The organism is Pyxidicoccus caerfyrddinensis (genome assembly GCF_010894405.1).
In the GTDB taxonomy this organism is placed as follows: Bacteria; Myxococcota; Myxococcia; order Myxococcales; family Myxococcaceae; genus Myxococcus; species Myxococcus caerfyrddinensis.
In genome coordinates, this window is record NZ_JAAIYA010000012.1 from 35,582 (window position 1) to 59,229 (window position 23,648).

The window sequence follows — 23,648 nt, forward strand, 5'->3', positions numbered from 1 at the left end:
TCAGGCCAGGCACGACTGATGTTCAGGAGTCACCCCACGTCCTCCTTCGCACGCGCACGCACCTCCGCCGCGAACAGCTCCGCCGCGGGCGGGCGTGGCGCACCCTTGCGCCAGAGGAGCGCGGCGAGCTCGGAGCGTGGCGCCGGAGACAACCGCTTCACCACCAGGCGCTCGGCGTCCGCGAGCCGCGGCTCGGGAAGCACCGTGACGGCCAGTCCCGCGCGGACGATGGCGAGCACCGTGGCCACCGCGTTCGATTCGAGCGCCACCCGGGGCGCGAGCCGCATCGCCGCGAACCACGCATCCACCCGGGCCCGCACCCGCAGCCCGCGTGACAACAAGGCGAACGGCTCCTCCACGAGCAGCTTCACCCCCACGGACTCCGCGCCCGCCAGCGCATGTCCCCGCCCGACCACCAGTGCGAGCCGGCTGTCGAAGACGGGCTCGGCATCCAGGTCCGGCAGGCGCGCGGGCGCATAGCCCAGCCCCACGTCCAGCTTGCCATCCGCGAGCCTCCGCTCCAGCCGCCGCACCACGGCCTCCTCCGCGCTCAGCGCCAGCCCCGGGTGTCTGCGGAGCACCGCGGCCAGCGCGGGCACCACGATGCCGCGCATGCTCGGCGGGTAGCCCACTCGCAGCGCCCCCGTGGTGAGCCCCCTCAGCGCCCCCACCGCGGACAGGCCCGCATTCACGTCCTCCAGCGCGCGGGACGCGTAGGTGCGGAACAGCTCCCCCGCCTGTGTCAGCCGCACCCCGGCGCGCGCCCTCTCGAAGAGCGGTGTGCCCAGCTCCTCCTCCAACTGGCGGATCTGCTGCGACAGTGTGGGCTGCGAGACGTGCACCCGCCGCGCGGCGCGCCCGAAGTGCAGCGTGTCCGCGACGGCGGAGAAGTAGCGGAGGTGTCGGAGCTCCATGTCGCCATCATAGATGCCATCTATCGAGTCGATGAGAACAAACGAATGTACGAATCGAGCCCCACGGGTACATCTTCCTCGCCACGAAGGAGAGGCACCCGATGAAGGCATCAGACCTGTTCGTCAAAGCGCTCGAAGCCGAGGGCGTGCGCTGCATCTACGGACTGCCCGGCGAGGAGAACCTGGACCTGCTCGAGTCCATGCGCGCCGCGGGCATGCGGCTCATCGTCACGCGCCATGAGCAGGCGGCCGGGTTCATGGCCGCCACGCAGGGCCGGCTCACCGGACGAGCGGGCGTGTGCCTCGCGACGCTGGGGCCGGGCGCCACCAACCTCGTCACGGCCGCCGCGTACGCCCAGCTCGGCGCCATGCCCATGGTGATGCTCACCGGCCAGAAGCCCATCAAGGTCAGCAAGCAGGGCCACTTCCAGATTGTCGACGTCGTCGGAATGATGCGGCCCCTCACCAAGTCCACCCGCACGCTCGTCTCGGCGGAGCACGTCCCCTCGGCCGTGCGCGAGGCCTTCCGCCGCGCGGAGGAGGAGCGCCCCGGCGCCACACATCTGGAATTGCCCGAGGACGTGGCCCGTGAGTCCACCGACGCCGCACCCCTGTCGCCCGGCGTGAGCCGCAGGCCCGTGGCCGACGAGGCGTCCATTGCCCAGGCGGTGGAGGCCATCGCCTCGGCCCGCCGCCCGCTGCTGATGATTGGCGCGGGGGCCAACCGCAAGCTCACCTCGGAGATGCTCCGCGTCTTCGTGGACCGCGTGGGCATGCCCTTCTTCAGCACGCAGATGGGCAAGGGCGTGGTGGATGAAACGCACCCGCTGTGGATGGGCACCGCGGCGATGTCCGACGGCGACTTCGTCCACCGCGCCATCGAGGCCTCGGACTGCATCGTCAACGTGGGCCACGACGTCATCGAGAAGCCCCCGTTCGTCATGCGCGACGGCCGGCGCACGGTGGTGCACCTCAACTTCTCCTCCGCCGAGGTCGACCCCGTGTACTTCCCGCAGGTGCAGGTGACGGGAGACATCGCCAACGCGGTGTGGCGCATCGCGGAGGGCGTCGGCCCGCGCTCGCACTGGGACTTCACGCCCTTCGAGCGCGCCCGCGCCGGGCTCGACGCACAGTTGTTGAGTGGCGCGGCCGATGACCGCTTCCCCATCTACCCCGCGCGGCTCGTCGCGGAGGTGCGCCGCGCCATGCCGGATGACGGCGTCGTGTGCCTGGACAACGGCATGTACAAGCTCTGGTTCGCCCGCTACTACCGCAGCCGCCGGCCCAACACGCTGCTGCTCGACAACGCGCTCGCGACCATGGGCGCGGGCCTGCCGTCGGCGATTGCCGCGAAGCTCGTCCACCCGCGACGCAAGGTGCTCGCGGTCTGCGGCGACGGTGGGTTCATGATGAACTCGCAGGAGCTGGAGACGGCGGTGCGCCTGAAGCTGGACCTGACGGTGGTCGTGGTGCGCGACGACGGCTATGGGATGATTCGCTGGAAGCAGGGGGAGATGGGGCTGCCCGACTTCGGCATGGCGCTGGGCAACCCGGACTTCGTCCGCTACGCGGAGGCGTATGGCGCACGCGGACACCGCCCGGGGAGCGCCACCGAGTTCGGCGCCACGCTCGCCCGCTGCCTGGAGTCGGGCGGCGTGCACGTCATCGACCTGCCCATCGACTACTCGGACAACGCACGGGCGCTCGGCGCCGGTGTCGAGAGCGCGGTGGAGCCGTGAACACGCGAGAGAAAGTGGGGAACACCATGCTGGCTGAACGCTACCCGTACTACCTGGCCAACCGACCGCGGCAGCCCAACGCGGAGCTGCCCGTCACCGACAAGTACTCGGGCGAAGTCGTCACGCGCGTGGCCGTCGCCGACGCGGCCGCCGTGGAGGAAGCCATCGCCGCCGCGGTGCGCGCCGCGGGGCCCATGCGCAAGCTGGCCCCGTACGCACGGCAGGAGGTGTTGGAGCACTGCGTGCGCCGCTTCCAGGAGCGCTTCGAGGAGTTCGCGCTCGCGCTCTGCATCGAGGCGGGCAAGCCGCTGCGCGACGCGCGGGGCGAGGTCACCCGCCTCATCGAGACCTTCAAGGCAGCGGCAGAGGAGGCTGTGCGCGGCGGGGGCGATGTCCTGAACCTGGAGGTGTCGAAGCGCACGGCGGGCTACCGGGGCTTCACGCAGCGCGTGCCCGTGGGGCCCGTCTCCTTCATCACCCCGTTCAACTTCCCGCTCAACCTGGTGGCGCACAAGGTGGCGCCGGCCATCGCCGCGGGCTGCCCCTTCGTGCTCAAGCCGTCGGACCGCACGCCCGTGAGCGCGCTGCTCATGGCGGAGGTGCTCGCGGAGACGGGCCTGCCCGAGGGCGCCTTCTCGGTGCTCCCGACGCGCCTGGAGGACGTGGGCCCGTTCATCGAGGACGACCGGCTGAAGCTGCTCTCGTTCACCGGCTCGGAGAAGGTGGGCTGGGACTTGAAGGCCCGCGCCGGCCGCAAGAAGGTGGTGCTGGAGCTGGGCGGCAACGCGGCCTGCGTGGTGGACCGCGACCAGGGCGAGCAGCTGGACTTCGTCGCGGACCGCATCGCGCATGGCGCCTTCTTCCAGGCGGGCCAGAGCTGCATCTCCGTGCAGCGTGTGCTCGTGCACGAGGAGCTGTACGGCGCGCTTCGGGATCGACTCGTTACGCGGGCCCGGGCACTGCGCGCGGGCAACCCCCGGGACGAGGCCACCACGCTCGGGCCGATGATTGACGAGCCCGCCGCGCGGCGGCTGGAAGGCTGGATTCAGCAGGCGGTGAAGCGGGGCGCCACGGTGCTGGCCGGAGGCGGGCGGCGCGGCGCGCTGCTCGAGGCCACCGTGCTGGAGGGAGTCCCCGTGGACGAGCCGCTGTGCGCGGAGGAGGCCTTCGGGCCCGTCGTGCTCCTCCAGTCGTTCCGCGACTTCGAGGAGGCGCTCCGCCTCGTGAATGACGGCCGCTACGGCCTGCAGGCGGGCCTCTTCACGAAGGACCTCTCGCGGGCGATGCGGGCCTGGGACGAGCTGGAGGTGGGCGGCGTCGTCGTCGGGGACGTGCCGAGCTTCCGCGTCGACACCATGCCCTATGGCGGCGTGAAGGGATCGGGGCTGGGCCGCGAGGGCGTGAAGTACGCCATGGAGGACATGACGGAGTTGCGGCTGCTCGTGCTCAGGCAGGGGTAAGGCCTTCCGCACCATCATGGCGGCCTGGCGGCAGGGCCCGGGCGCCGGAGTCAGACGGCGGCGCGTGCTCCGTCCCTCGGGGCACGCCGGGCTGCCGCCCCTCCGCCTATAAGGGTCCCCATGCCGCACTCACAGCCCGTCGAGCTCACTCCACGTCGGAGCCGCGCACTCCTCGAACAGCGGCTCCGCACCGAGCGTCTGACCCCAGCGGAGCTTCGCGCCTTACTTGCCGCGAGCGACCCCGAGGAGGTCCACGCCGCGCTGCTGCACTTGAAGCGGCGTCTGGAACGGTTGGAGGGCGGTGACACACCGTCACTCCTGATGGACGCACTGCCCACGGCCATCGGCGCGTGTGCGCCCGAGTCGCAGGTCCTCCTCGCGGAACTGGCCCGTCTGCTGCCTGCCGATGTTCCCGTGGCGCGACTGGCGTCCCTGTCGGAGGGCAGGGGACCCCGGCCCATCGAAGCCGAGGTGGCGTGGCTCGTCACGGAGGTCCTCCGTGAGCCCGGGAAGCTGGCCGCTCATCCGGGAGGAACGCTCCTGCTCCGTGTGGTGCAGCAGCTCAATCCCGCCGATGCGTCCGACGCGGAGGTGCTGGTCGAGGCGCTGTGCGCGCACCCGGACCCGGAGGTCCAGCTCGCGGGCCTTCGTCACCTGGTCGGGGCGCTCGACCAGGGGCTCGTGACGCTGTCCCATGCGCTCGCGCTGGTGTCGCGTGCGCTCGAAGCCACGGACGCGCGAGTGGCGCTCCAGGCGGCGGAGTTGCTCGCGGAGCCCTGGGCGGCGAGGGCGGACCTGGGGCCCTCCGTCCACGCGCTCCAGACGCTGCTCGGACGCTCGGAGCGGCTCGCCATCGCCTCTCTTCGCGCCCTGGCCCGTCGGGGCGAGTCCTCCGCGCTGCGGCTCGTGCTGGAGGACGAGCGGCAGTGGCGCCCGGTGCGGCGCGAGGCCATGGCGCTGCTGGCTCCCTTCGCGGGCCATGAGGAGCTGCGGCTCTCGCTCCTCGTCTCACGGCAAGACCCGCTGTTCTTCGGCCCCACGTGCGCGGGCCTGCTCCAGACGCTCTACCGGCGGGGCGTGCGGTGTGAGCCGGACGACGTGCCCCTGGTGAGTGAGCTGTTCCTCTCCAGCCCGGCAGTCGCGCCTGACGTCATCGCGGAGGTGCTGAGCCTCCGGCAGCGCGAGTACGTCGACCCGCTATGGGGGCTTCCCGCCACGGACGCGGACTTCCCCCGCCACCTCGCGCTCCTGCGGGAACTGGACGGTCCAGAGGCCCTGAACGTGCTTCGCGCCCTGCTCGTCCGGCCCGAAGCGCGTCCGCTCTGGCCCGAGGTCATCGAGGCGCTCGGACACCAGGGACATGAGCTTTCCGAAGAGGCCATCCTCGGCTCTCTCGATGCAGAGCCCTGGGCCTGCCTGGAGGCGCTCCGTCATCTGGGCGGTGAGCGCACTGTGGAGTTCCTCCGCTCCCATCCGGGGCTGACTACCGCGGAGTGGCGCGCCGAGGCCCTCGACCTGGTGGCCGCGCTCGACGATGCACCTCCGGCGGCCATCCCCTGGCCCGCCGAGGGAGAGCCTGGCCGTGAGGTGCTCGCGAGCCTCCAGCCCGTCTACAGCGACGCGGCCTTTGCCGAGGTCTCACGCATCGCCCTCCAGATGCAGCATCCGCTGAGGCTCCAGGCCATCGGACAGCTCGGCCGCGAGGCCCGGCGGCGCGCACTCGTGCCGCTCGGTGAGCTGTTGCTCGACGCGGATGAGAGCGTCCGGTCCGCCGCGCACCAGGCCATCACCGACGTGGGGCGGGGACTCCGTGCCAGCGGCCGCGTGCGTCCGCGCGCGCTGCTCGCCTGCGCATCGGAAGGGGACGCAGGGGCGCTCGTTCTCGCGGAATGTCTGCTCGACCAGCTCCAGCAGCGGGACTTGAGTGATGCGCAGCTCGAGCGGGTGCTGGGACAGCTCGTCGGCCGCAAGCATCCTGCGCTCGCTCGGCGGCTGCGGCGCTTCCTTCGCCACGGGAGCGTGCACGTGCAGAAGCTCGCGCTGGAGTGCCTCGCGCGCTCCGGGGATTCACGGGCCGTGGCGTGGCTGGTTCCGTTCGCTCGCTCCGAGGACATCTATCGCCTGCGGCAGGCGCTCAGCGGCCTCGGGGAGCTCGAGGTGGAGTGGGCGGTGCCGCTGCTCGCGGCGGGGCTCGACCACCCCAACATGAACATCAAGAAGACCGCCGCCGAGGCGCTCGCGAAGGCGGGCCCCGGCTGGCCGGCGCCTGTCGGTGTGATGCTGGGCTGGCTGCGACGCCACGACAACCCTGGCCTGCGTGAATCCCTGGTCCGCGCGCTCCGTGCCGCCTGCGGGCGCGGCTTTGTGGCCACGGTGCTCGAGGCGCTTCAGGAGGCCGCCTCACCTCGCGAGCAGGGGCTGCTGTGCGAGGTGCTCTCCGGTGTGCTCCCGCCCCGCGCCCTCGTGGCGCTCCTGCGGCGTGGGACGGGCTCCGCGAAGGTGCTGCTCGATGCAGTGCAGGGCGGAGTCCTCGAGCTGCCGGGGGATGCGCTCGCGGAGCTGGCGGTGCTGCTGCGTCGTCATGGGCTGTCGCACTGGCTTCCCGCCACGTCCGATGACCCCGAGCTGGCCTGGTTGCTGCGTGAGCGAAGGCTGGACGCGGACCTGGCGTGGATGGACGACGTGCTGTCATCCGGAGATGCGGCCATGCTCGAAGCCGCGGAAGAGGACTTCACGAAGCTGCTCTCGGCGGCGGCCAGCGTGAGCCTCACCGACTCGCGGGCGGCCGTCCTGAAGCGGCACCTCGAGGTGATTCGTGCGCTGCTGGCCGGCCCGAAGTCCGCTCCGCGACGACTGGCTCTCTCCCTGCTGACGGTGCTCGCCGCGCGACTGTCCGAGCCCGAGCGGGTGGGCGCGCTCGCCGACGTCCGCCGCGCCTGGGCGGACGCACGCATCGAGCCGCATGAAGCCCTCGCCGTCATGCATCGGCTCGGGGCCGTGCTGTCCGTGGAGGAGGCCCGGATGGCTTCAGCGCTGCCCGATGAGCGCGTGGCACTCTGGGGCGCGGAGCGACTCGTCCTCGCGGGCGAGCTGTCCGGCCCGCGATTGCTGGAGGCCCTCGTCCAGGCCCGCTCACCCGCGGTGCGGCGTTTCTTCGTGCCGCATGCGCTGCGCGAGGTGCCGCCGCTCCAGGTGCTCGACGCCGTGGCGCGGGGGCCGCACCCGGACCTGCTGGAGACCGTCCGCAAGGAGTGGGGCGCGCGCGTCCCGGAAGAGGCGTTGCTTGCTGCGCTCGTTCAGGCGGCGGAATCAGCCACGCCCGCGAATCTCGGGACGCTCATCCGGTGGATGGGGGACGTGGGAACGGAGGCGGCCCGTGCGGCGATGCGGCGACTGGCTCGTCATCATGAGCATGGGCTCGCCATGGCCGCGCTCTCCGCCCTGGGGATGCCCACGTCGGACGAGGACGAGGCGCTGCTCGTCGACCTGCTGTCCCATGCCCACGTCGAGGTCCGACGGCAGGCCGCGCGACAGCTCTGGCGGGTTCGTGGACTGCCCCGGCTCCAGTCGCTGCTCGAAGACCTCGGTGACGAGCGGCCGCTCCGGTGGGTGCCTCCGGGGGCACTCGAGCGTGGGGACCTGGAAGCCCTCCGCGAGCTGCTCGGCTCCGTGGAGGAGGGACTGGAGGGAGAGCTCTGGCTGGAGTCCCTGGTCGAGCTGCTCGATGGGCTCCGGCCGGCGACGCGCCTCTTGCCGGCGTACGTCACGCTCCTGCTCGACGTGTGGCGGCTGGGACGTGGGCGCTCGGGGACGATGGCGGCGGACACGCTTCGCTCGCTCCCGGCCACCCGGGTGCTGCCCTTCATCCTCCCGATGCTCCGCGAGGGCCACACCGCGGTGCTCGAAGTGCTTGCCAGCGACGTGGTGTGGAGCCCCGAGCTGCTGGCCCTGTTCACCCGGGCGCGGGGCCTGGAGCGCACGCACTTCCTGGAGTTGCTCCAGCGAGGGGCGTCCGCTCACGCCATCGAAGGCCGCGCGCTGGAGGATGCGCTCTTCCGCATCGTCCACGAGGACAAGGACCATCGCGAGGTGGCGCTGCGGGTGCTCGGAGGGCTTGCATCGTGGGGACGCCGCGACGAGGCCTTCCGCATGGGGACGTGGCTCATCGACCTCGCGAACCGGAAGGAGGATGGCTCCGCGTTGGCTGCCCTGCTGCAAGGGCTCGAACGACAGGGGCCGGAGGTGCGAAGCGCGCTGCTCGTGCTGGTCACCACCCCGGCGCTGCGAGCGGACGTCGTCAACGCCCTGGCCCCCATTCTCCTGGATGACCCGTCACTCGACAGGAACCTCACGCCCGACCTGCTGCGCGACGTGGAGCGGAGGCTGGAGACGCTCGCCTGGGAAGTCCCGGAGCCCGACCCGAGGGCGCTGGAGTGGATGGCGCTCCGGCGGGCGCCTCACGTCGTCGAGCGGCTGACCGGGCTGCTCTCCCACCGGAAGTCCGCGGTGCGCCTGCGCGCGCACCGGCTGCTGCGGGCGCTGGTCTCCCGGGCGCAGTACCTGGAGGTGACGCGCGAGCTGCTGAAGGACCCGGAAGCGGGCCATGTCGTCCGGGCCATCCGGACGCTCGCGTTCGGCGGGCACCGTCCCGCGGTGGCGGAGCTGGCGGGCCTGCTGCACGACCGCCGCAATCCCGTTGCACGCGCGGCGCTGGAGGGGCTGCTCGTCATGGGCGACGCCGCGCTGCCCCTCCTCCGAGGGGAGCTCGCGCATGCCCGCCCGGACCGGCGCGCGATGCTCGCCCGGGTCATCACGAGCCTGGAGGAGGCCTCGGAGCCTCGCCTGCGTGGGGCCGGCACCGCGTGACGGAGCCCGGCTCGAAGGCCTGAGCGTGAGGGCACCCGCCGCCGATGCAGCGAGAGCAGGTCTCAGTGGTTCTTGAAAAACGACAGCTCGGATGGATCGAGGAAGATGCGCGCATGGGGTGGGTTGGAAGGACATGGTTGCGTCGACGACACATGGCGCGGAGAGGCGCGGCTCCGCGCGGCGGTGTCCGGCGGCGCGTGCGGCTCCTGTCCCGCCGTGCCCGCTCGCTCGCGAGGCCACGCACGGTGCTGCACGTGGGCAGGGCGCCGGAGAGCCGGGTCATCGTGACCCAGGATGGGACGGGTCGGCGTTACCTCCAGTTCGAGTGGGACGGCCCGTATCAGAGCGTGGTGGGGCAGGGGTTCCCGCTGCGGCTGGAGCTGCCCTACACGCAGGCGGTGGTCGCGGGGCTGGCCTTCGTGGAGGCACCGCGTCGCATCCTGGTCGTGGGCGTGGGCGGCGGCGCGATTCCCATGTTCCTCCGCGCCGTGTTGCCCAGGGCCCACATCGACGCGGTGGAGAGTGACGCGGGGATGCTGGAGGTGGCGCGGCGCTACTTCGGCTTCCACGAGGACGCGGCGCTCCAGGCGCATGTGGCCGACGGCCGGCGCTTCATCGAGACGCCCGGTCCTCCGTACGACGTCATCATCCTGGATGCGTACGGCCCGCGCGGCATCCCCGGGCCCCTGGCGACGCGGGAGTTCCTCCTGGCGACCCGGGCGCGGCTGGCTCCGGGCGGCGCGGTGGTGAGCAATGTCGTCCGCACCCCGAATCCGTTCTTCCACGCCATGGTCCGTACCTGGCACGCGAGCTTCGCGCAGCTCTACGCCTTCGACGTGGAGGAGACGGCCAACTGCATCCTCGTGGCGCTGGCGCACCCGGAGAAGCCCGCCCGAGGCGCGCTGAAGGCCCGCGCGGAGCGACTGACGCGCTCACGAGGCATTCCCTTCAGCCTTCGTGCACGCGTGGCCCACCGGCTCGACGAGGCGCCCGGGACTGCCGGGAGTGAACAGGCCATTCTCGAAGACCCGCCGGCCACGGTTGCGCCTTGAGGGGCGCCGTGCGTGATTGTCCGCCGTGAGGACTCCCACCGACCACTTCCTCCCGCCGGAGTCCCAGGCCGCGGCGGCACCGCGACGGGGACGGGTGATTGTCATCGCTCCCACGCGGGCTGCCTGTGAAACCATCGAGCTGGCGCTGGGGCTGCGCCTGGAGACGTGGCTGGAACGGCACCACGGCGCGCACGTGCGCGAGCTAGCGCGCGCCGGGAAGGGCTTTGGCATCGTCGCCGGCACGGGCACCGGAAAGACGCTCGCCATCCGGCCCATCGCGGAGGAGCTCGTTGGCGACGGAGGCCGGACACCGCTGAAGGTCGGAGTGGTGAACCGCGAGCGCGAGGCGACGCCGGAGACGCCGGGCTGGAACGTGGTCATCGTGACGACGGGCATTGCGCGGCGCTGGTTCCAGCACGGCGACATCCAGCCGCAGGACACGCTCATCATCGACGAAATCCACCAGACGTCGGCGGAGCTGGAGCTGTGCCTCGCGTTGGGCAAGCACGTGGGGTGCCGCTTCATCTGGCTGTCGGCCACGGTGGACCCCGCGTTCTACGTGGCCTACCTGGACAGCGCGGAGGCCATCGAAGTGTCCGCCTACGACGCGGCGAAGGCGGCCCGCGTCCAGGTGGAGCGACGGGAGCTGCTCGGCTTCCTGGACGGGGCCTTCTTCCGGGAGGTGGAGGCGGGACGGCGCGGCGTGGGTGTCTTCCTCCCCACGCGCGCGGCTGTGGAGCAGGTGGCCTCGCACGTGCGCAGGAACTGGCCTCGCATCCACGCGGCGTACTACCACGGCGGGCAGCCCATCCGGGTCATCCGGCCCTTCCTGGAGGGGACGGAGCCCCGGCCGTATCTGCTCGCCATGACGGCGGCGGGGCAGAGCGCGCTCAACGTGCCGGGGCTCGATACCGTCGTCATCGACGACATGCGCTTCGCCAACCTCGTCGCGCAGGGACGCAACGTGCTCACGCGCGTCCACCTGGGGAGCAACGAGCTCCTCCAGATGGCCGGCCGAGTCCATGGCCGCGTGGAGGGTGGGCGCGTCTTCATCCTGAGCGACCGCGACATCGACTTCTTCGCGCTCCGTCCCACGACGCCCGAGTTCCAGCTCGCCGGAGACTCGGAGCGCGTCGCGCTCTCCGCCGCCGCCATGGGTGTCCGCGCGGACGCGCTGGACCTCCCCGTGCCGCTGGACCGCGCCGCCTATGCGCTGGCGCTCCAGCGGTTGCAGGCGCGCAACATCGTCGATGAGCAGGGCCGGCTGACTTCATACGGACGGGCCGTGGAGGCGCTCCCGGTGGAGCGCGCCTGGGCGGAGCTCATCGTCAACGCGGAGGACGCGCTGCTGCCCGTCCTCGCGGTGTGCAGCGCCATCGAGTCGCTGCACCGGATGACGCGCGAGGTGCGGGAACTGGATGGGGTGCTCATTCCGGGAAGCGACCACCTCACCGCGTACAACCTGTATGCCGAGGCGTACCGGGAGGCGGGCTCCGTCGGTGAAGTGTACGGGCTGCCGCGCCATGTGTTCGACGCGGAGAAGCTGGCGCGGTGGGCCGAGCGGCGCGGCGTGCTGGTCAAGGCCGTGGAGGATGCGGCGCTCGCCATGGCCAGCGTCTACCGGAGCGTGGGCGTGGCACTGCCCGCGCGGATGCCGATGGCGGAGGAGGACGTCCTCCTGCGCTTCACCGACCTGCTTGCGTGCTTCATGCCGTTCGACGTCGTCATCGACGAGCTGACGGCGGACGGCGAGCCCGTGCGCATCTCGAAGACGAGCGTGTGCGGGAGCTTTGGCGCGGTGGCCGGCCCCATCCGCTACTTCGCCGACCGCTCCGGCACCACCCAGGCTTCCATCGAGGGAACGCAGGTCCCGTTGGAGTTGCTGCGCAGGTACGCGCGGCGGGGTGAGCCGGAGATCGCCTACGACGCGCGGCACCACTCGCTCGTGCAGGAGCGGAGCCTGGAGCACTCTGGCTTCGAGCTGGACCGCGAGGTCGAGGTGCTGGACGCGTGGGGTCCGGAGCTGGCCGGACGGGCGCGGCATGCGCTCGCGGAGGCCCTGGCGAGGGGCGAGGCGCACCACCCGGACGTGCAGCGCAACCAGCCCCGCATCGAAGCGGTGCGCGAGGTGTGGCGCCGCTCGGGAGGACAGACGCCGGGGCTCGAAGCCCCGGAGCTGACGGCGCGCTACGAGGCGCTGCTCGACGGTGTGGACTCGATGGCGGCGTTTCTCGCGCGTCCGCTGACGCTCGACGTGGAGTCGCTCGTGCCACCCGACGTGCGCGCGCGGTTCATGGCGCTCCCGGCGGGAGCCTTCGTGCGGGAGCAGGCGGTGCCGCTCGTCTACGACGTTGAATTGGACGAGGAGGGGACTCCGCACGGCGTGGTGTGGCTGGACCTGCCGGAGAAGCTGGCGCGCACCCTGGTGGAGGAGGAGCTTCCGCCCTTCGACAGGCCGGTGCGCTTCCGGGTGCGCCGTGGCCGCCGTGGACTCGTTCGCGGCGACACGCTGTACGACTTGCAGGACCAGCTCGACCTGCCGTGGACGTCCGACGAGCTGGAACAGGCGGGCGAGGGCGGCCACGGGCGCACGGCGGGGCGTGCGCCACGACGACACGGACGGCGATGACGTAGGGGCCCCATCGCCGCCGCCGCGGACCTTCTCGCCGCCTCCGGCTCTTCCGTGCCGTCCCAGACGGCGCGGCAGTTGATGACCAGGTCCGGCTGAGCGCGCGCTTCAGTGACCCGGGGGCACGGCCTCGTGCTCCCGGCACAGCAGCACGCTGTCCTCGCGCGAGAGCGGCTCCTGGGTCATCCCGCAGCGGAAGCGCCCCGGGCCCTCCCGCCGGAAGTGCTTGCAGGTGGAGCACGCCCCGAAGCTCCGCTGGGCATTCGCCGCCTGCACGCCGCGCAGCAGCCCGGTGAGGGCCTCTTCGAGCGCCTCGCCCCCACCCGGCAGTCCCGCGAGCGCCTGTTTGAAGAGCGCCGGGGGAATGGCCTCTTTCAGCACCGTGCGCCCGGCGTCCGTCAGGTGCAGGTGGACGACGCGGCGGTCCTCCGTGTCCGCCTCCTTCCGCAACAGCCCCTTCTCCTCCAGCAGCAGGAGCGTCTGGGACACCGTGCCCTTGGTGAGCCCCAGGTACTCCGTCAGAGCCGCGGGCGTGTTGCTGTAGCGGTTGCACGACTGCAGGTAGCGCAGCGCCTGGAGGTGCACCGGCTGCAGCCCATGGCGCAGCCCCGCTGCCCGCTCCTCCGTGCGCAGCAGGTTCCCGAGGCGCTCGAGCAGCGAGTAGAGGCGGTCGACGGCCATGGAGAGAAGGTATCGGGACGATACCGACTTGACAAGCCAGGAGGTCCGGCGCATTTAGTATCGAGTCGATACTAATTCGACCTGCCGCACCACCCGCTGTCCCCGGAGCCACGCCATGACCACGCCCACCATCGCCCCTGTCACCGCCGCCAACACGCCCGCTGCGTCCGAGCCCACGCTCGCCGCCGTGAAGGCGAAGTTCGGCACCGTCCCGAAGATGTTCTCCACCTTCGCGCACTCTCCGGCGGCGCTGGAGGCGGTGGCGGGCTACTTCAACGCCATGGGGGGCGCGAAGCTGTCGCCGCGCACGCAGGAGGCCATCGCCATCGCGGTGGCGGAGCTGAACCACTGCACCTACTGCCTCTCCGCGCACACGGCGCTGGCGAAGGGGCATGGGGTGAAGGCGGATGAGCTGAGTGGCTTCCGCACCGGCCGCTCGACGGACCCGCGCGAGCAGGCCATCCTTGACCTGGCCGTCGCCATCGCCCGCACGCGGGCCGCGGACGTGGGCCCGCAGCTTGCCCAGGCGCGCAAGGCGGGGCTGAGTGACGCGGAGCTGGTGGAGGTGGTGGCCGCCGTCGCCCAGAACGTGCTCACCAACTACCTCAACGTCGTGGCCGGCACCGAGGTGGACTTCCCTCGCGTCGCCTGAGCCGCGAAGGCCGGACCCGGAGCGCCGCATCGACACGTGGCGCTCCGGTACTTCGACCCCGGCCCACCCGCCGTCCTCCCGCATGGCTACCTACCCAGGCAAGGCGCTACCCCGGATGGCTTAGCTCCCTCCCTTCGTGAAGAGGCTTGCGAAGGCGGCGAGCAGCGCGAAGGTGAGCGCGAGCCCTGCTCCGAGGATGAGCACCAGCGCGAGCATCACGCCCACCACCCACAGCGTGGAAGCGCGGCGTGCCTGCTCGGGAGCACCCAGGTGCTGCTCCAGCAGGCGCACGTTGCGCAGGTTCGCCTTGAAGCCCGCGTCGAAGAGGTCTCCGAAGAGGGGCACGGACCCCACCAGCGCCTCGATGCCCACGTTGCCGAGCATCCGTCCCAGCACCGCGGGCGGCGCCCCCAGCCGCGCCGCCTGCATCACCACGTAGGCGGACATCAGTGCCCCCGCTGCGTCTCCCACTCCTGGAATCAGTCCGATCACCGCGTCCCATCCCACCCGCGCGCCGAAGGGCAGGGGAATGGAGTCGTCCAGTGTGTGCGACAGCCAGCGCAGTTGTTCGAGCGACTGTGCGTCTCGCGTGGAGGGTGTCGATGCGGGGACGGTCCGGGAGGTCGAAGCGGGCAGGGGCATCAGGTGGCCGAGTCTAGGGCTCCTACGAGGCCGATGGGCAGGCCGGGGCGCCGCTGGTGCCTACCAGCCGCATACCTCGACGTTGAAGTCCTGGTAGTAGGACGCTGACTGCCATTGCCCGTAAACGTAGGCGCTGCTGTCATGGCAGTAGCATTCCCACCGCCCGACCACGTTGGTGAGTCCGGGGTCGCTGTACGTAGGGGGCTTGGCGGGTTCAGGTTCACGTCCAGGTCATCTCCGAATGATGATGGCGGCGTTTCCGGCGAGCTGCGTGAGGGGCTCGACACCTGGAGGTCTGGACGTCAAGAGGGGCTTGAGAGTGATGTCCATCAGCCCTCACCCTCAACACCCCTCCCATTCGTCCTATGCGTCGGATGGTGGCCGTTCCGGCGTTGTTCACCAGGATGCCCGGGAGGCCGAACTCGCGCGTGGCGACTTCAATCGTTCGCGCCACGTCCTCCGCGCGAACCACGTCTCCAGCGAAGGGCACGGCCCGGGTGCGTCCCTCCGCCGTCCGGTTGAGCTCCGCGGCGGCCGCCTCCAGCTTCTCCGGCGTCCGCCCGAACAGCAGGACGTTGGCGCCGTCCCGCATGAGGCGCGCGGCGATTCCCAGTCCGATACCCTGTCCTGCTCCCGCCACGATGGCACTGCTCGACATCAGCTTCATGGTGTGGCTCCTGGGTGAGATTCCGGCGATGGCCCTGACTCTATGCCGGCCACGCGCCGCCGCTCGGGCCTTCGGCAGTGGGTGTCTGGCCAGGGGCGGAAGAGGGCCATACCGCTGCAGTACAAGCAAGCATACCTCGAAGGCAGCGAACTGCCCGGCTGTCGCACGGTCAGCGACGCGTGAGCACATCCGCTAGAACGCGGAGCCCGTACGCCCTCCAAGCGTCAAGGGATGGTGAGCCGTCGGCAACCGGTGTTCCGGCAAGAACTTGCCGACCGGAGTTGCCAGCCAAGGCCTCTGGGCAAGACCTTGCCGCCTCGCAGGGTGCCTCTCCCTGGAAGGCTCATGCGGTACGTCGCTTGCTATCGGGTGGCCACGGCACACCGCCGCCAACGCCCCATGAACAGGGCAAGGAAAGAAAACCCCATGCAATCCATTCCCTATGATCCGGCCCTTGTGTTGGGCAATCTCGTGGACGACAAGGTTCTCAAGAGCGTCCTCGCCATCTCCGAGGCGGCCGCGCCCGCCGATAGCGCTCAGGAGGCCATGAACGCGCTGATCGTGTCGAAGCGAAGCATCGACATGACCATCCAGGAGCTGACGGGCATGGGTATCGATCCCAAGGACGTCATCGCCTCCACCGGGGAGCTGGGCAAGGAGATCGCCAAAGCCGCCGCGGACTATGCGACCGCCGCGATCAAGGCACAGAAGGACATCATCAAGGCCAAGAAGGATCGCGCCGCGGTTGCGGTCAGCGTCGAGGTCGAAAGCCCCATCGACTACAACCGCACCCAGATCAAACGGATGCCTCTGTCGGCGGACTCGATCAAGATGGACGCCCAGTACTTCTCCAACGACGAGAACAATCAGGGCGCCACCAGTACGGCCACCACGATCAAGGACTACGTTTCGGCCTCTACCAGCTTCCTGGGCACGTCGCGCAGCATGGAAGCCGCCAACGCCGCCCAAGGCCAAGTCTCCAGACAATACCAGAACCACGACATCGCTGGCACGCTCGTGATCACCGTGGGATGCACCCACAAGGACGCGGTGCTGCTCGCTCCGTTCATCGTCGATCCCGACAAGGCGATCCGCACCTGGAACGCCGTGTTCTCCAGCGATGCCATCTCCACGGATCATCCGGAGAAGCTCGTCGCGGATGTCATCACGAAGCCCGGCTCCAGCAATGCCCTGAAGCTCATCTCTGGAGCCACCTACGGCTCGAGCTTCGTGGGCATGGTCCACGTCCTGCGGTCGGAGTCGACGGCAAGCAGTCAGGAGATGTTCTCCGCCGTGGACAGCCTGCAGGCGACCATGACGACAGGAGGCTGGTTCGCCAACGCCCAGGGTGGCTTCGGGGTGTCGGATTCGTTCTCGAACGACGTGAAGCGGATGCTGAGCCTCCAGCAGATCAGCAGTCACTGCAGCATCATCACGATGGGCTCGATCCCCTCAATCAAGTCCAACATGGTGAAGGTGGGTGTCAAGCAGTTCGCCGACTTCGACCCCGCCGCGATGATGGACAAGCTCGCCACCCTGCAGAATGCCACCGCCACGGACCAGGACTCCGTCTCCGCGTCCGCGGCCGCGGCGCGGACCGGCAATCAGATGCTCCAGATGCAGGCCACGCAAGTGAAGAGCGTCATGAGCGGCCTCGGCGACATCGATGACGGCCAGAACAAGATGCTGGACATCAACTCACTGATGAGCGCTTTCGAGGACTACGTCGAGAAGGCGCTGGCGGGTGAGATTGGCGTGCCCATCAACTACTACCTTAAGACGATGCCCAAGGCGGAGTTGGCCCACCTGTGGGTGTCGAAGTACTACCCGCAGTACCTGGCGATCAGCGAGGACGACAAGCCAGTGGATCCGCCTGCCAAGTAGGCGAGCAAGGGTTTCCATCACGCCTAAAACATCAACCACAAGGAACGACTCACATGCCCATCACTTCTTTTCAACTCACTCCCGCCAACAGGGTTCAAGCCACATATGGTGTCGCCAAGGAATTGGCCCGCCAGAGTACCGCCCAGTACGGCGCCGTGCGGGGTGCTGGCGCTGGCATCGCCGGCGGCTCGTGCTGTGCCGCCGTGGCCAGCCAACCGGCAGCGAAACTTCCGGCCGCTCACGAATTGCTCGGGTTCGACTCGAAGGGAGGGCCGCTCGTCGGGAACGCACTGAACTATGCGATCGCCTTCGGCAACTCGCGGCTCGCCCAGGGAAAACTCGACCCGGATGCCGAGGGCAATCATGCCGAGCGAGTGGCACTCAACGCCTCTGGGGCGCTGTTCATGGTGGCGGCCAACACGGCCGTGCTCTTCGTCGAGCTGACACCTTGTCCTAGCTGCCAAACCTGGCTGAACAGTGCCAACAACCCGTATCATGCCGCACTGACGCGCGCGCTCAACCCTGTCAACCTTCATGTCTGGTGGCGTTGGGCGTACCCCAGCGCCCCCGGCCTGGCGGCGATGAACGCCTTCCATGACGTTCCCACGGCCTCTCGCGGAACGATTCAGGACCGCCTGGCGTGGCAACTCACCGACATCAACAACAACTGGTGACAAGCTCTGCACGAGCCCTTCTTCCGTGAGCCCCGCGGCCGCTTTGGCGGCCGCGAGGCGCTCGCCGACGACCTGGCTCTTGCGGCACGCAGCCTCCGCCGAGGAGCGCGGGCTTCCCGTGCTCCTTCCATCCCATCCCAGATGTCCATGGAACCGGGCTCCGCCTACGCGCCGCTCACGTCCCCTTCGCCACCAGCCCCAGTTCCTTCAGCCGTCGCCCCAGGGACCGCTTCGACACGTCCAGCTCGCGCACCATCGCGTCCAGGTCGCCTCTGGTGCCTCGGTGGGTCGATCCGACTGGAGGGCGAGCTGGTTGATGCCTCGGCGCATGTCCTCCACGTTCAGGTGACCGTAGACTTCGGTGGTGATGGCCGGGTCGGAGTGCCGGAGGCGCCGCTGCACGGTGGCCAGGGGGACCCCCGCCTTGAGCAGCAGGGTGGCGGTGGTGTTCCGCAGGTCATGGAAGCGGAGCGGGCGGGGAAGCGCCTGGGGCCAGAGCTTCATGCCCCAGCGGGGCAGGGCTCCTAAGGGCCACCCCTGTCAAGGTGATGGAGGAGGCTCCCTGGCGCACGGGGCGGCAGGAGAGGTAGCGGTCGTTGCAGGCAACGGCGCCTGGAGGGGCCGGCGAGAGCATCTTTCAGGGAGGTTTGGCCGGAGGAGGAGTCATGGCCCTGGACGCCGTTTTCGAGCGCTTCGTGCACCACAGCCCCTTGCCCGTCATGGCGCGGTTGCTCATGCAGCGGGCCTTGAGTCCCAAATGGCTCGACGGCGTGTTCGAGGAGCATCGCCAGCGGCAGTACACCCGGGAGCTGCTCTTTTCCACCGAGGTGGACCGATGGCGTTGGTGGCCTTGGGCCTGCGGCCGTCGCTGCATGCGGCAGCCCAGGCCAGCGACGCGCTGAAGGTGTCGATGCAGGCGCTCTACGACAAGGTGCACCACACCGAGCCGCCGGTCGTGCGTGAGCTGGTGCTGGGCTGCGCAGTGCGACTGACGCCGGTGCTGGAGCAACTGAAGCTCCAGCAGCCATCCTGGGCGGCGGGTTATCGCGTGCGGGTGCTGGATGGAAACCACTTGGCGGCCAACCAGAAGCGACTCAATCCGCTGCGGGGCTTTCGAGGCGCGGCGCTGCCCGGTCAATCGCTGGTGGTGTACGCGCCGGAGTGGGACTTGGTGGTGGACCTGGTGCCGGTGGAGGATGCGCACGCGCAGGAGCGGGCGTTGATGGGGCCGGTGCTGGAGCGCGTGCAGGCGGGGGAGTTGTGGTTGGCGGACCGAAACTTCTCGACGCGGCGGATCCTCTTCGCCGTGGAGGACAAGCACGCCGCGTTTGTCATCCGCGAGCATGGCGTTTCGCCCTCGCCAACGGAGGTGGGGCCCCTGAAGAAGGTGGGACGCGTCGAAACGGGCGTCGTCTTCGAGCAGGCGGTGGAGATGGAGGACGAGCAGGGGCGGCGCCTGCGGCTGCCTTGCTGGAGGGGCGTCTGGGTTGGCGTGTGCCCAAAGCAGGCTGCACCGCCTCTTCCTCATCCTGGCGCACAGCTCGGCGGCACCCGTCAGCGGCCCTCCTCGACCCCTCTGCATCAGCCCTCACCCTCAACACCCCTCCCATTCGTCCTATGCGTCCTGAGGGTGGCGGGTCTGGCGGCGGCTTTCGTGGTACCGAATGGTGGGGCCGGGGGCCCGGGCATGCTCTCCCTGGAGGCGCTCACCCTTCGCCCCGGTTCCCTCGAGGTGAGTGGCACCTTCACCGGCAATTCGGTCTACGAATATCCCCCGGCCATTCCCTATCCGTACCCGCTCATGCAGGGCAGCCACTTCGTCGCCCACTACCCTGAGTTCTTCACCACGCAGCGGCCGCCCATCCTCGGCACCTCCTCCGTGCCGGAGGAGACGGCCTGCCCCGGGGAACTGCAGGGGCCGACGCTCTTCCTCCAGGGCAACAGCCCGATGACGCTGGAGTGCGGCCTGGACACGTGGACGGATCCGGGCGCCGAGGCCTGGGATGTGGCGTGCACCCCGCTGGTGGTGCACCGGTACAACTCGGGGAGCGATGCCTACGGACCGGGGCCCAACACGTCGGCGGAGGGGACGTACTCGGTGCCGTACAGCGCCTCGAACGCGGCGGGGACGACGGTGAGCGCCATCCGCTCGGTGCAGGTGGAGGATCGGAGGCCGCCCACGCTGCAGCTCCAGGGCCCGGCGCACCTGGTGCACACGTGCGGCAACAGCGCCCCGCCTGTGACGCGCACCGTGGACGTGGTCAACTGCCCCTGGTGACAGCGGGGTGATGGCTTCTGGCACGACGCAGCGGCCGCCCTCCCTCGGTCACCCTCCCGGAAGCACCCCCGTCGCAAGGAAACCTCCATGTCAGCTGCCCTCGGAATCAGTTGGGAAGTGCTTGCGCGGCTGAGCCTGAGCTGCGCCCTGCTGTGGCTGGCGTGCGGAGAGGTGCCTCAGGGAGGGGACAGCGCTCTGCGTCTCGAGAGAAGTGAGCCCCAGGCGCTCCAGGCCACGGGCACTTGGAGCCCCACGGGCGCTCTGACCACGGGCCGCGACAACCACACGGCGACGCTGTTGCGCTCCGGCAAGGTGCTGGTCGCCGGAGGCGCTGGCCCCCTCGCCAGCGTGGAGGTGTACGATCCGGCCACGGGCACCTGGAGCCCCACGGGCGCGCTGGCCACGGCCCGCAGCAGCCACACGGCGACGCTGTTGCCCTCTGGCAAGGTGCTGGTCACCGGAGGCCGTGGCCCAGACCCTACCGGCCATGGCGGCTTTCTCGCCAGCGCGGAGGTGTACGACCCGGCCACGGGCACCTGGAGCCCCACGGACCCTCTGGCCACGGCCCGCTTCAGACACACGGCGACGCTGTTGCCCTCTGGCAAGGTGCTGGTCACCGGGGGCGCCAGCGCAGCCGGCATCTACGCCATCGCGGAGGTGTACGACCCGGCCACGGGCACCTGGAGCCTCACGAGCCCTCTGGCCACGGCCCGCCAAAGCCACACGGCGACGCTGTTGCCCTCCGGCAAGGTGTTGGTCACCGGAGGTTGGGGTGGGGACTTGGGTGTGGGGGCCAGCGCGGAGGTGTACGACCCGGCCACGGGCACCTGGAGCCCCACGGGCGCTCTGACCACGGGCCGCCAAAGCCACACGGCGACGCTGTTGCCCTCCGGCAAGGTGCTGGTCTCCGGAGGCTGGGCAAGCGCTAGCGTCGCCCCCCTCGCCAGCGCGGAGGTGTACGATCCGGCCACGGGCACCTGGAGCCCCACGGGCGCGCTAGCCACTGCCCGCCAAAGCCACACGGCGACGCTGTTGCCCTCCGGCAAGGTGCTGGTTACCGGAGGCGCTGGCCCCAGCGGTAGCTCCTTCGCCAGCGCGGAGGTGTACGACCCGGCCACGGGCACCTGGAGCTCCGCTGGCGCCATGGCCACGGCCCGCCAAAGCCACACGGCGACGCTGTTACCTGAGGGCCAGGTGCTGGTCGCCGGAGGAGGCACTGGCCCCAGCGAGGTGTACGGCCCAACCCTGGGAGCGTGGAGCCTCACGGGTACTCTGGTCATGGCCCGCAACGGGCACACGGCGACGCTGTTGCTCTCCGGCAAGGTGCTGGTCACCGGAGGCGGTGGCGGTGACTGGCTCGTCAGCGCGGAGGTGTACGACCCGGCCACGGGCACCTGGAGCCTCACGGGCGATATGGCCTCGGCCCGGACGAGCCACACGGCGACGCTGTTGCCCTCCGGCAAGGTGCTGGTCACCGGAGGCGCTGGCGGTAACTCCCTCGCCAGAGAGGAGGTGTACGACCCGGCCACGGGCACCTGGAGCACCACGGGCCCTCTGGTCGGGGACCTCGTCGGGCACACGGCGACGCTGTTGCCCTCCGGCAAGGTGCTGGTCACTGGCGGCAGGGTCCTCAGCAATAACCCCTGGAGCGCCAGAGAGGAGGTGTACGACCCGGCCACGGGCACCTGGAGCTTCACGGGCGCGCTGGCCACGGCCCGCAGCAGCCACACGGCGACGCTGTTGCCCTCCGGCAAGGTGCTGGTCACCGGTGGCACTACCTACAGCGGCACCCTCGCCAGCGCGGAGGTGTACGATCCGGCCACGGGCACCTGGAGCCCCACGGGCGGTCTGGCCACGGCCCGCCAAAGCCACACGGCGACGCTGTTGCCCTCCGGCATGGTGCTGGTCACCGGAGGCGCTGGCCCCCTCGCCAGCGCGGAGGTGTACGACCCGGCCACGGGCACCTGGAGCCCCACGGGCGCGCTGGCCACGGCCCGCCAAAGCCACACGGCGACGCTGTTGCCCTCCGGCAGGGTGCTGGTCACCGGAGGCGCTGGCCCCCTCGCCAGCGCGGAGGTGTACGACCCGGCCACGGGCACCTGGAGCCCCACGGGCGCGCTGGCCACAGCCCGCGGGAAACACACTGCGACGCTGTTGCCTGAGGGCAGGGTGCTGGTCACCGGAGGCATTGGCCCCAGCGGCATCCTCGCGAGCGCGGAAGTGTACCAGGCAGCCCCGGTGGTGCTCACCCCGGCCAGAGGCTCCACCCTCGCTAACAACCGGCCGGCCTACACCGGCCTGGCGGCAGCGGGCAGCACCGTGACGGTGAGGGTGGATGGGACAGCCGTGGGGAGCACGACGGCCGATGCCTCGGGAGGGTGGAGCTTCATCCAGCCCGTGGCGTTGGGCGATGGCCCGCACAGGGTCATGGCCACGGCTGCCGGGAACACCACCTCCGCCGAGTCCCACGCCAACACGTTCGCAGTGGATGCCACGCCGCCAACGGCCCCGGTGGTGCTCACTCCAGCCAACGGCTCCATTCTCACCCAACCGCGGCCCACCTACAGCGGCTCGGCGGAGCCGGGCAGCACCGCCACGGTGTGGTTGGATGGCAGGCAGGTGGGGACAGCCCTGGCGGATGAGGCAGGAGCCTGGCAGCTCACCCCCGCCACGGCGCTGGCAGACGGCCCCTACACGGTCAGGGCCACGGCAACGGATGCCCCAGGCAACACGAGCCCCGAGTCCGACACCCATCCGTTCGCGGTGGATACCACGCCGCCAGCGGCCCCAGGGTTGCTCACTCCGGCCAACGATTCCACCCTCACCCACAACCGGCCGATCTACAGCGGCACGGCGGAGGCGGAGAGCACGGTCACGGTGTGGCTGGATGAGACAGAGTCAGGCCGTGTCAGGACGAACGCCGCGGGGGAGTGGAGCCTCACCCCCGCCACGGCGGTGTCCGAGGGGGCCCATCGGGCCGTCGCCATCGCTACCGATTCGGCGGGCCATGCCAGCGCTCCCTCCGCGACTCAGTACTTCCGGGTCGACACCGAGCCGCCCGCAGCGCCTGAGGTGCACTCTCCTGAGGCCATCGTCAACACCCAGAGGCCCACCCTCGCCGGCACGGCGGAGGCGGAGAGCACGGTCACGGTGTGGTTGGATGGCAGGCAGGTGGGGACAGCCCTGGCGGATGAGGCAGGAGCCTGGCAGCTCACCCCCGCCACGGCGCTGGCAGACGGACGCCACCTGGCGGTGGCCCTCTCCACGGACAAGGCCGGCAACACCAGCCAGCCCTCCGCCGAGCACTCTTTCACCATCCCCCGGGGCAACTACGGCTGGAGCTGCGCCACCGCTCCTGCCTTCCCTGTCACCTGGGCTTTGCTGGCCCTGGCCTGGTGCCTGCGCCGGCGCCCGCCTGGGCCTCCTCGCGGAGGCACCCGCCAGGCCTTCGTGATATGGCGTGGAGGGTTACTGTCTTCACGCCATGAGTGCTCGCGCATCCCGTTCTTG

The 23,648-nt window shown here is 70.4% G+C and carries 15 protein-coding genes and 2 pseudogenes; 12 read left to right on the top strand and 5 right to left on the bottom strand.

What is annotated here, in order from left to right:
- Positions 1 to 29 precede the first annotated feature (29 nt).
- The gene (locus tag G4D86_RS27825; protein WP_163997088.1) at positions 30 to 914 is read right to left on the bottom strand and encodes a LysR substrate-binding domain-containing protein; all 885 of its coding nucleotides are present in this window, start codon (positions 912 to 914) and stop codon (positions 30 to 32) included.
- 101 nt (positions 915 to 1,015) lie between these two features.
- Between G4D86_RS27825 and G4D86_RS27830 the strand changes: the two genes are divergently transcribed.
- The 5 genes from G4D86_RS27830 (at position 1,016) to G4D86_RS27850 (ending at position 12,660) form a co-directional block, all read left to right on the top strand.
- Positions 1,016 to 2,653, top strand: a complete 1,638-nt coding sequence (locus G4D86_RS27830; protein WP_163997089.1) for an acetolactate synthase large subunit — start codon at positions 1,016 to 1,018, stop codon at positions 2,651 to 2,653.
- 26 nt (positions 2,654 to 2,679) lie between these two features.
- Positions 2,680 to 4,113 carry an aldehyde dehydrogenase family protein gene (locus tag G4D86_RS27835; protein WP_163997090.1) on the top strand — a complete coding sequence of 478 codons (1,434 nt, stop codon included), beginning with the start codon at positions 2,680 to 2,682 and terminating at the stop codon, positions 4,111 to 4,113.
- 120 nt (positions 4,114 to 4,233) lie between these two features.
- Positions 4,234 to 8,979 carry a HEAT repeat domain-containing protein gene (locus G4D86_RS27840; protein ID WP_205519770.1) on the top strand — a complete coding sequence of 1,582 codons (4,746 nt, stop codon included), beginning with the start codon at positions 4,234 to 4,236 and terminating at the stop codon, positions 8,977 to 8,979.
- A gap of 137 nt (positions 8,980 to 9,116) precedes the next feature.
- A complete protein-coding gene (locus G4D86_RS27845) occupies positions 9,117 to 10,031 on the top strand; it encodes a spermidine synthase (protein ID WP_240360510.1) in 915 nt (304 codons plus the stop codon).
- Positions 10,032 to 10,056: 25 nt separating this feature from the next.
- Positions 10,057 to 12,660, top strand: a complete 2,604-nt coding sequence (locus tag G4D86_RS27850) for a DEAD/DEAH box helicase (RefSeq protein WP_163997092.1) — start codon at positions 10,057 to 10,059, stop codon at positions 12,658 to 12,660.
- 108 nt (positions 12,661 to 12,768) lie between these two features.
- On the opposite strand, the gene G4D86_RS27855 is transcribed toward G4D86_RS27850, so the two are convergent.
- Positions 12,769 to 13,341, bottom strand: a complete 573-nt coding sequence (locus G4D86_RS27855) for a MarR family winged helix-turn-helix transcriptional regulator (RefSeq protein ID WP_163997093.1) — start codon at positions 13,339 to 13,341, stop codon at positions 12,769 to 12,771.
- 115 nt (positions 13,342 to 13,456) lie between these two features.
- Here G4D86_RS27855 and G4D86_RS27860 point away from each other — a divergent pair, with 115 nt between their 5' ends.
- Positions 13,457 to 13,993, top strand: coding sequence for a carboxymuconolactone decarboxylase family protein (locus G4D86_RS27860; RefSeq protein WP_163997094.1), 537 nt, complete (start codon positions 13,457 to 13,459; stop codon positions 13,991 to 13,993).
- Between the two features lie 120 nt (positions 13,994 to 14,113).
- On the opposite strand, the gene G4D86_RS27865 is transcribed toward G4D86_RS27860, so the two are convergent.
- Entirely contained in the window at positions 14,114 to 14,635 is a 522-nt protein-coding gene (locus tag G4D86_RS27865) for a DUF4112 domain-containing protein (RefSeq protein ID WP_163997095.1), read from the bottom strand.
- 220 nt (positions 14,636 to 14,855) lie between these two features.
- The gene (locus tag G4D86_RS27870; protein ID WP_240360511.1) at positions 14,856 to 15,302 is read right to left on the bottom strand and encodes an SDR family NAD(P)-dependent oxidoreductase; all 447 of its coding nucleotides are present in this window, start codon (positions 15,300 to 15,302) and stop codon (positions 14,856 to 14,858) included.
- Between the two features lie 426 nt (positions 15,303 to 15,728).
- Here G4D86_RS27870 and G4D86_RS27875 point away from each other — a divergent pair, with 426 nt between their 5' ends.
- Both G4D86_RS27875 and G4D86_RS27880 read left to right on the top strand, forming a co-directional pair.
- Complete coding sequence (locus G4D86_RS27875; protein ID WP_163997096.1) at positions 15,729 to 17,186, top strand: hypothetical protein; 1,458 nt, start codon at positions 15,729 to 15,731, stop codon at positions 17,184 to 17,186.
- 53 nt (positions 17,187 to 17,239) lie between these two features.
- Positions 17,240 to 17,860: a hypothetical protein gene (locus G4D86_RS27880; protein ID WP_163997097.1), complete on the top strand. Its 621-nt coding sequence runs from the start codon at positions 17,240 to 17,242 to the stop codon at positions 17,858 to 17,860.
- Between the two features lie 207 nt (positions 17,861 to 18,067).
- Here the strand turns inward: G4D86_RS27880 and G4D86_RS27885 are convergent, their stop codons facing one another.
- Positions 18,068 to 18,364, bottom strand: a complete 297-nt coding sequence (locus G4D86_RS27885) for a tyrosine-type recombinase/integrase (protein WP_163997098.1) — start codon at positions 18,362 to 18,364, stop codon at positions 18,068 to 18,070.
- Between the two features lie 161 nt (positions 18,365 to 18,525).
- On the opposite strand from G4D86_RS27885, the gene G4D86_RS53105 reads away from it, so the two are divergent.
- The 4 genes and pseudogenes from G4D86_RS53105 to G4D86_RS54310 all read left to right on the top strand — a co-directional run.
- Complete coding sequence (locus tag G4D86_RS53105; RefSeq protein ID WP_163997099.1) at positions 18,526 to 18,762, top strand: hypothetical protein; 237 nt, start codon at positions 18,526 to 18,528, stop codon at positions 18,760 to 18,762.
- Positions 18,696 to 20,138, top strand: a complete 1,443-nt coding sequence (locus G4D86_RS53110; protein WP_240360512.1) for an immunoglobulin-like domain-containing protein — start codon at positions 18,696 to 18,698, stop codon at positions 20,136 to 20,138. Before G4D86_RS53105 ends, G4D86_RS53110 begins: the two co-directional genes overlap by 67 nt.
- Positions 20,139 to 20,372: 234 nt before the next feature.
- Positions 20,373 to 22,364, top strand: a pseudogene (locus tag G4D86_RS53115) (Kelch repeat-containing protein); the annotation flags it as partial.
- A 108-nt stretch (positions 22,365 to 22,472) separates the two neighbouring features.
- A pseudogene (locus G4D86_RS54310) lies at positions 22,473 to 23,444 on the top strand (Ig-like domain-containing protein); the annotation flags it as partial.
- Positions 23,445 to 23,648 lie beyond the last annotated feature (204 nt).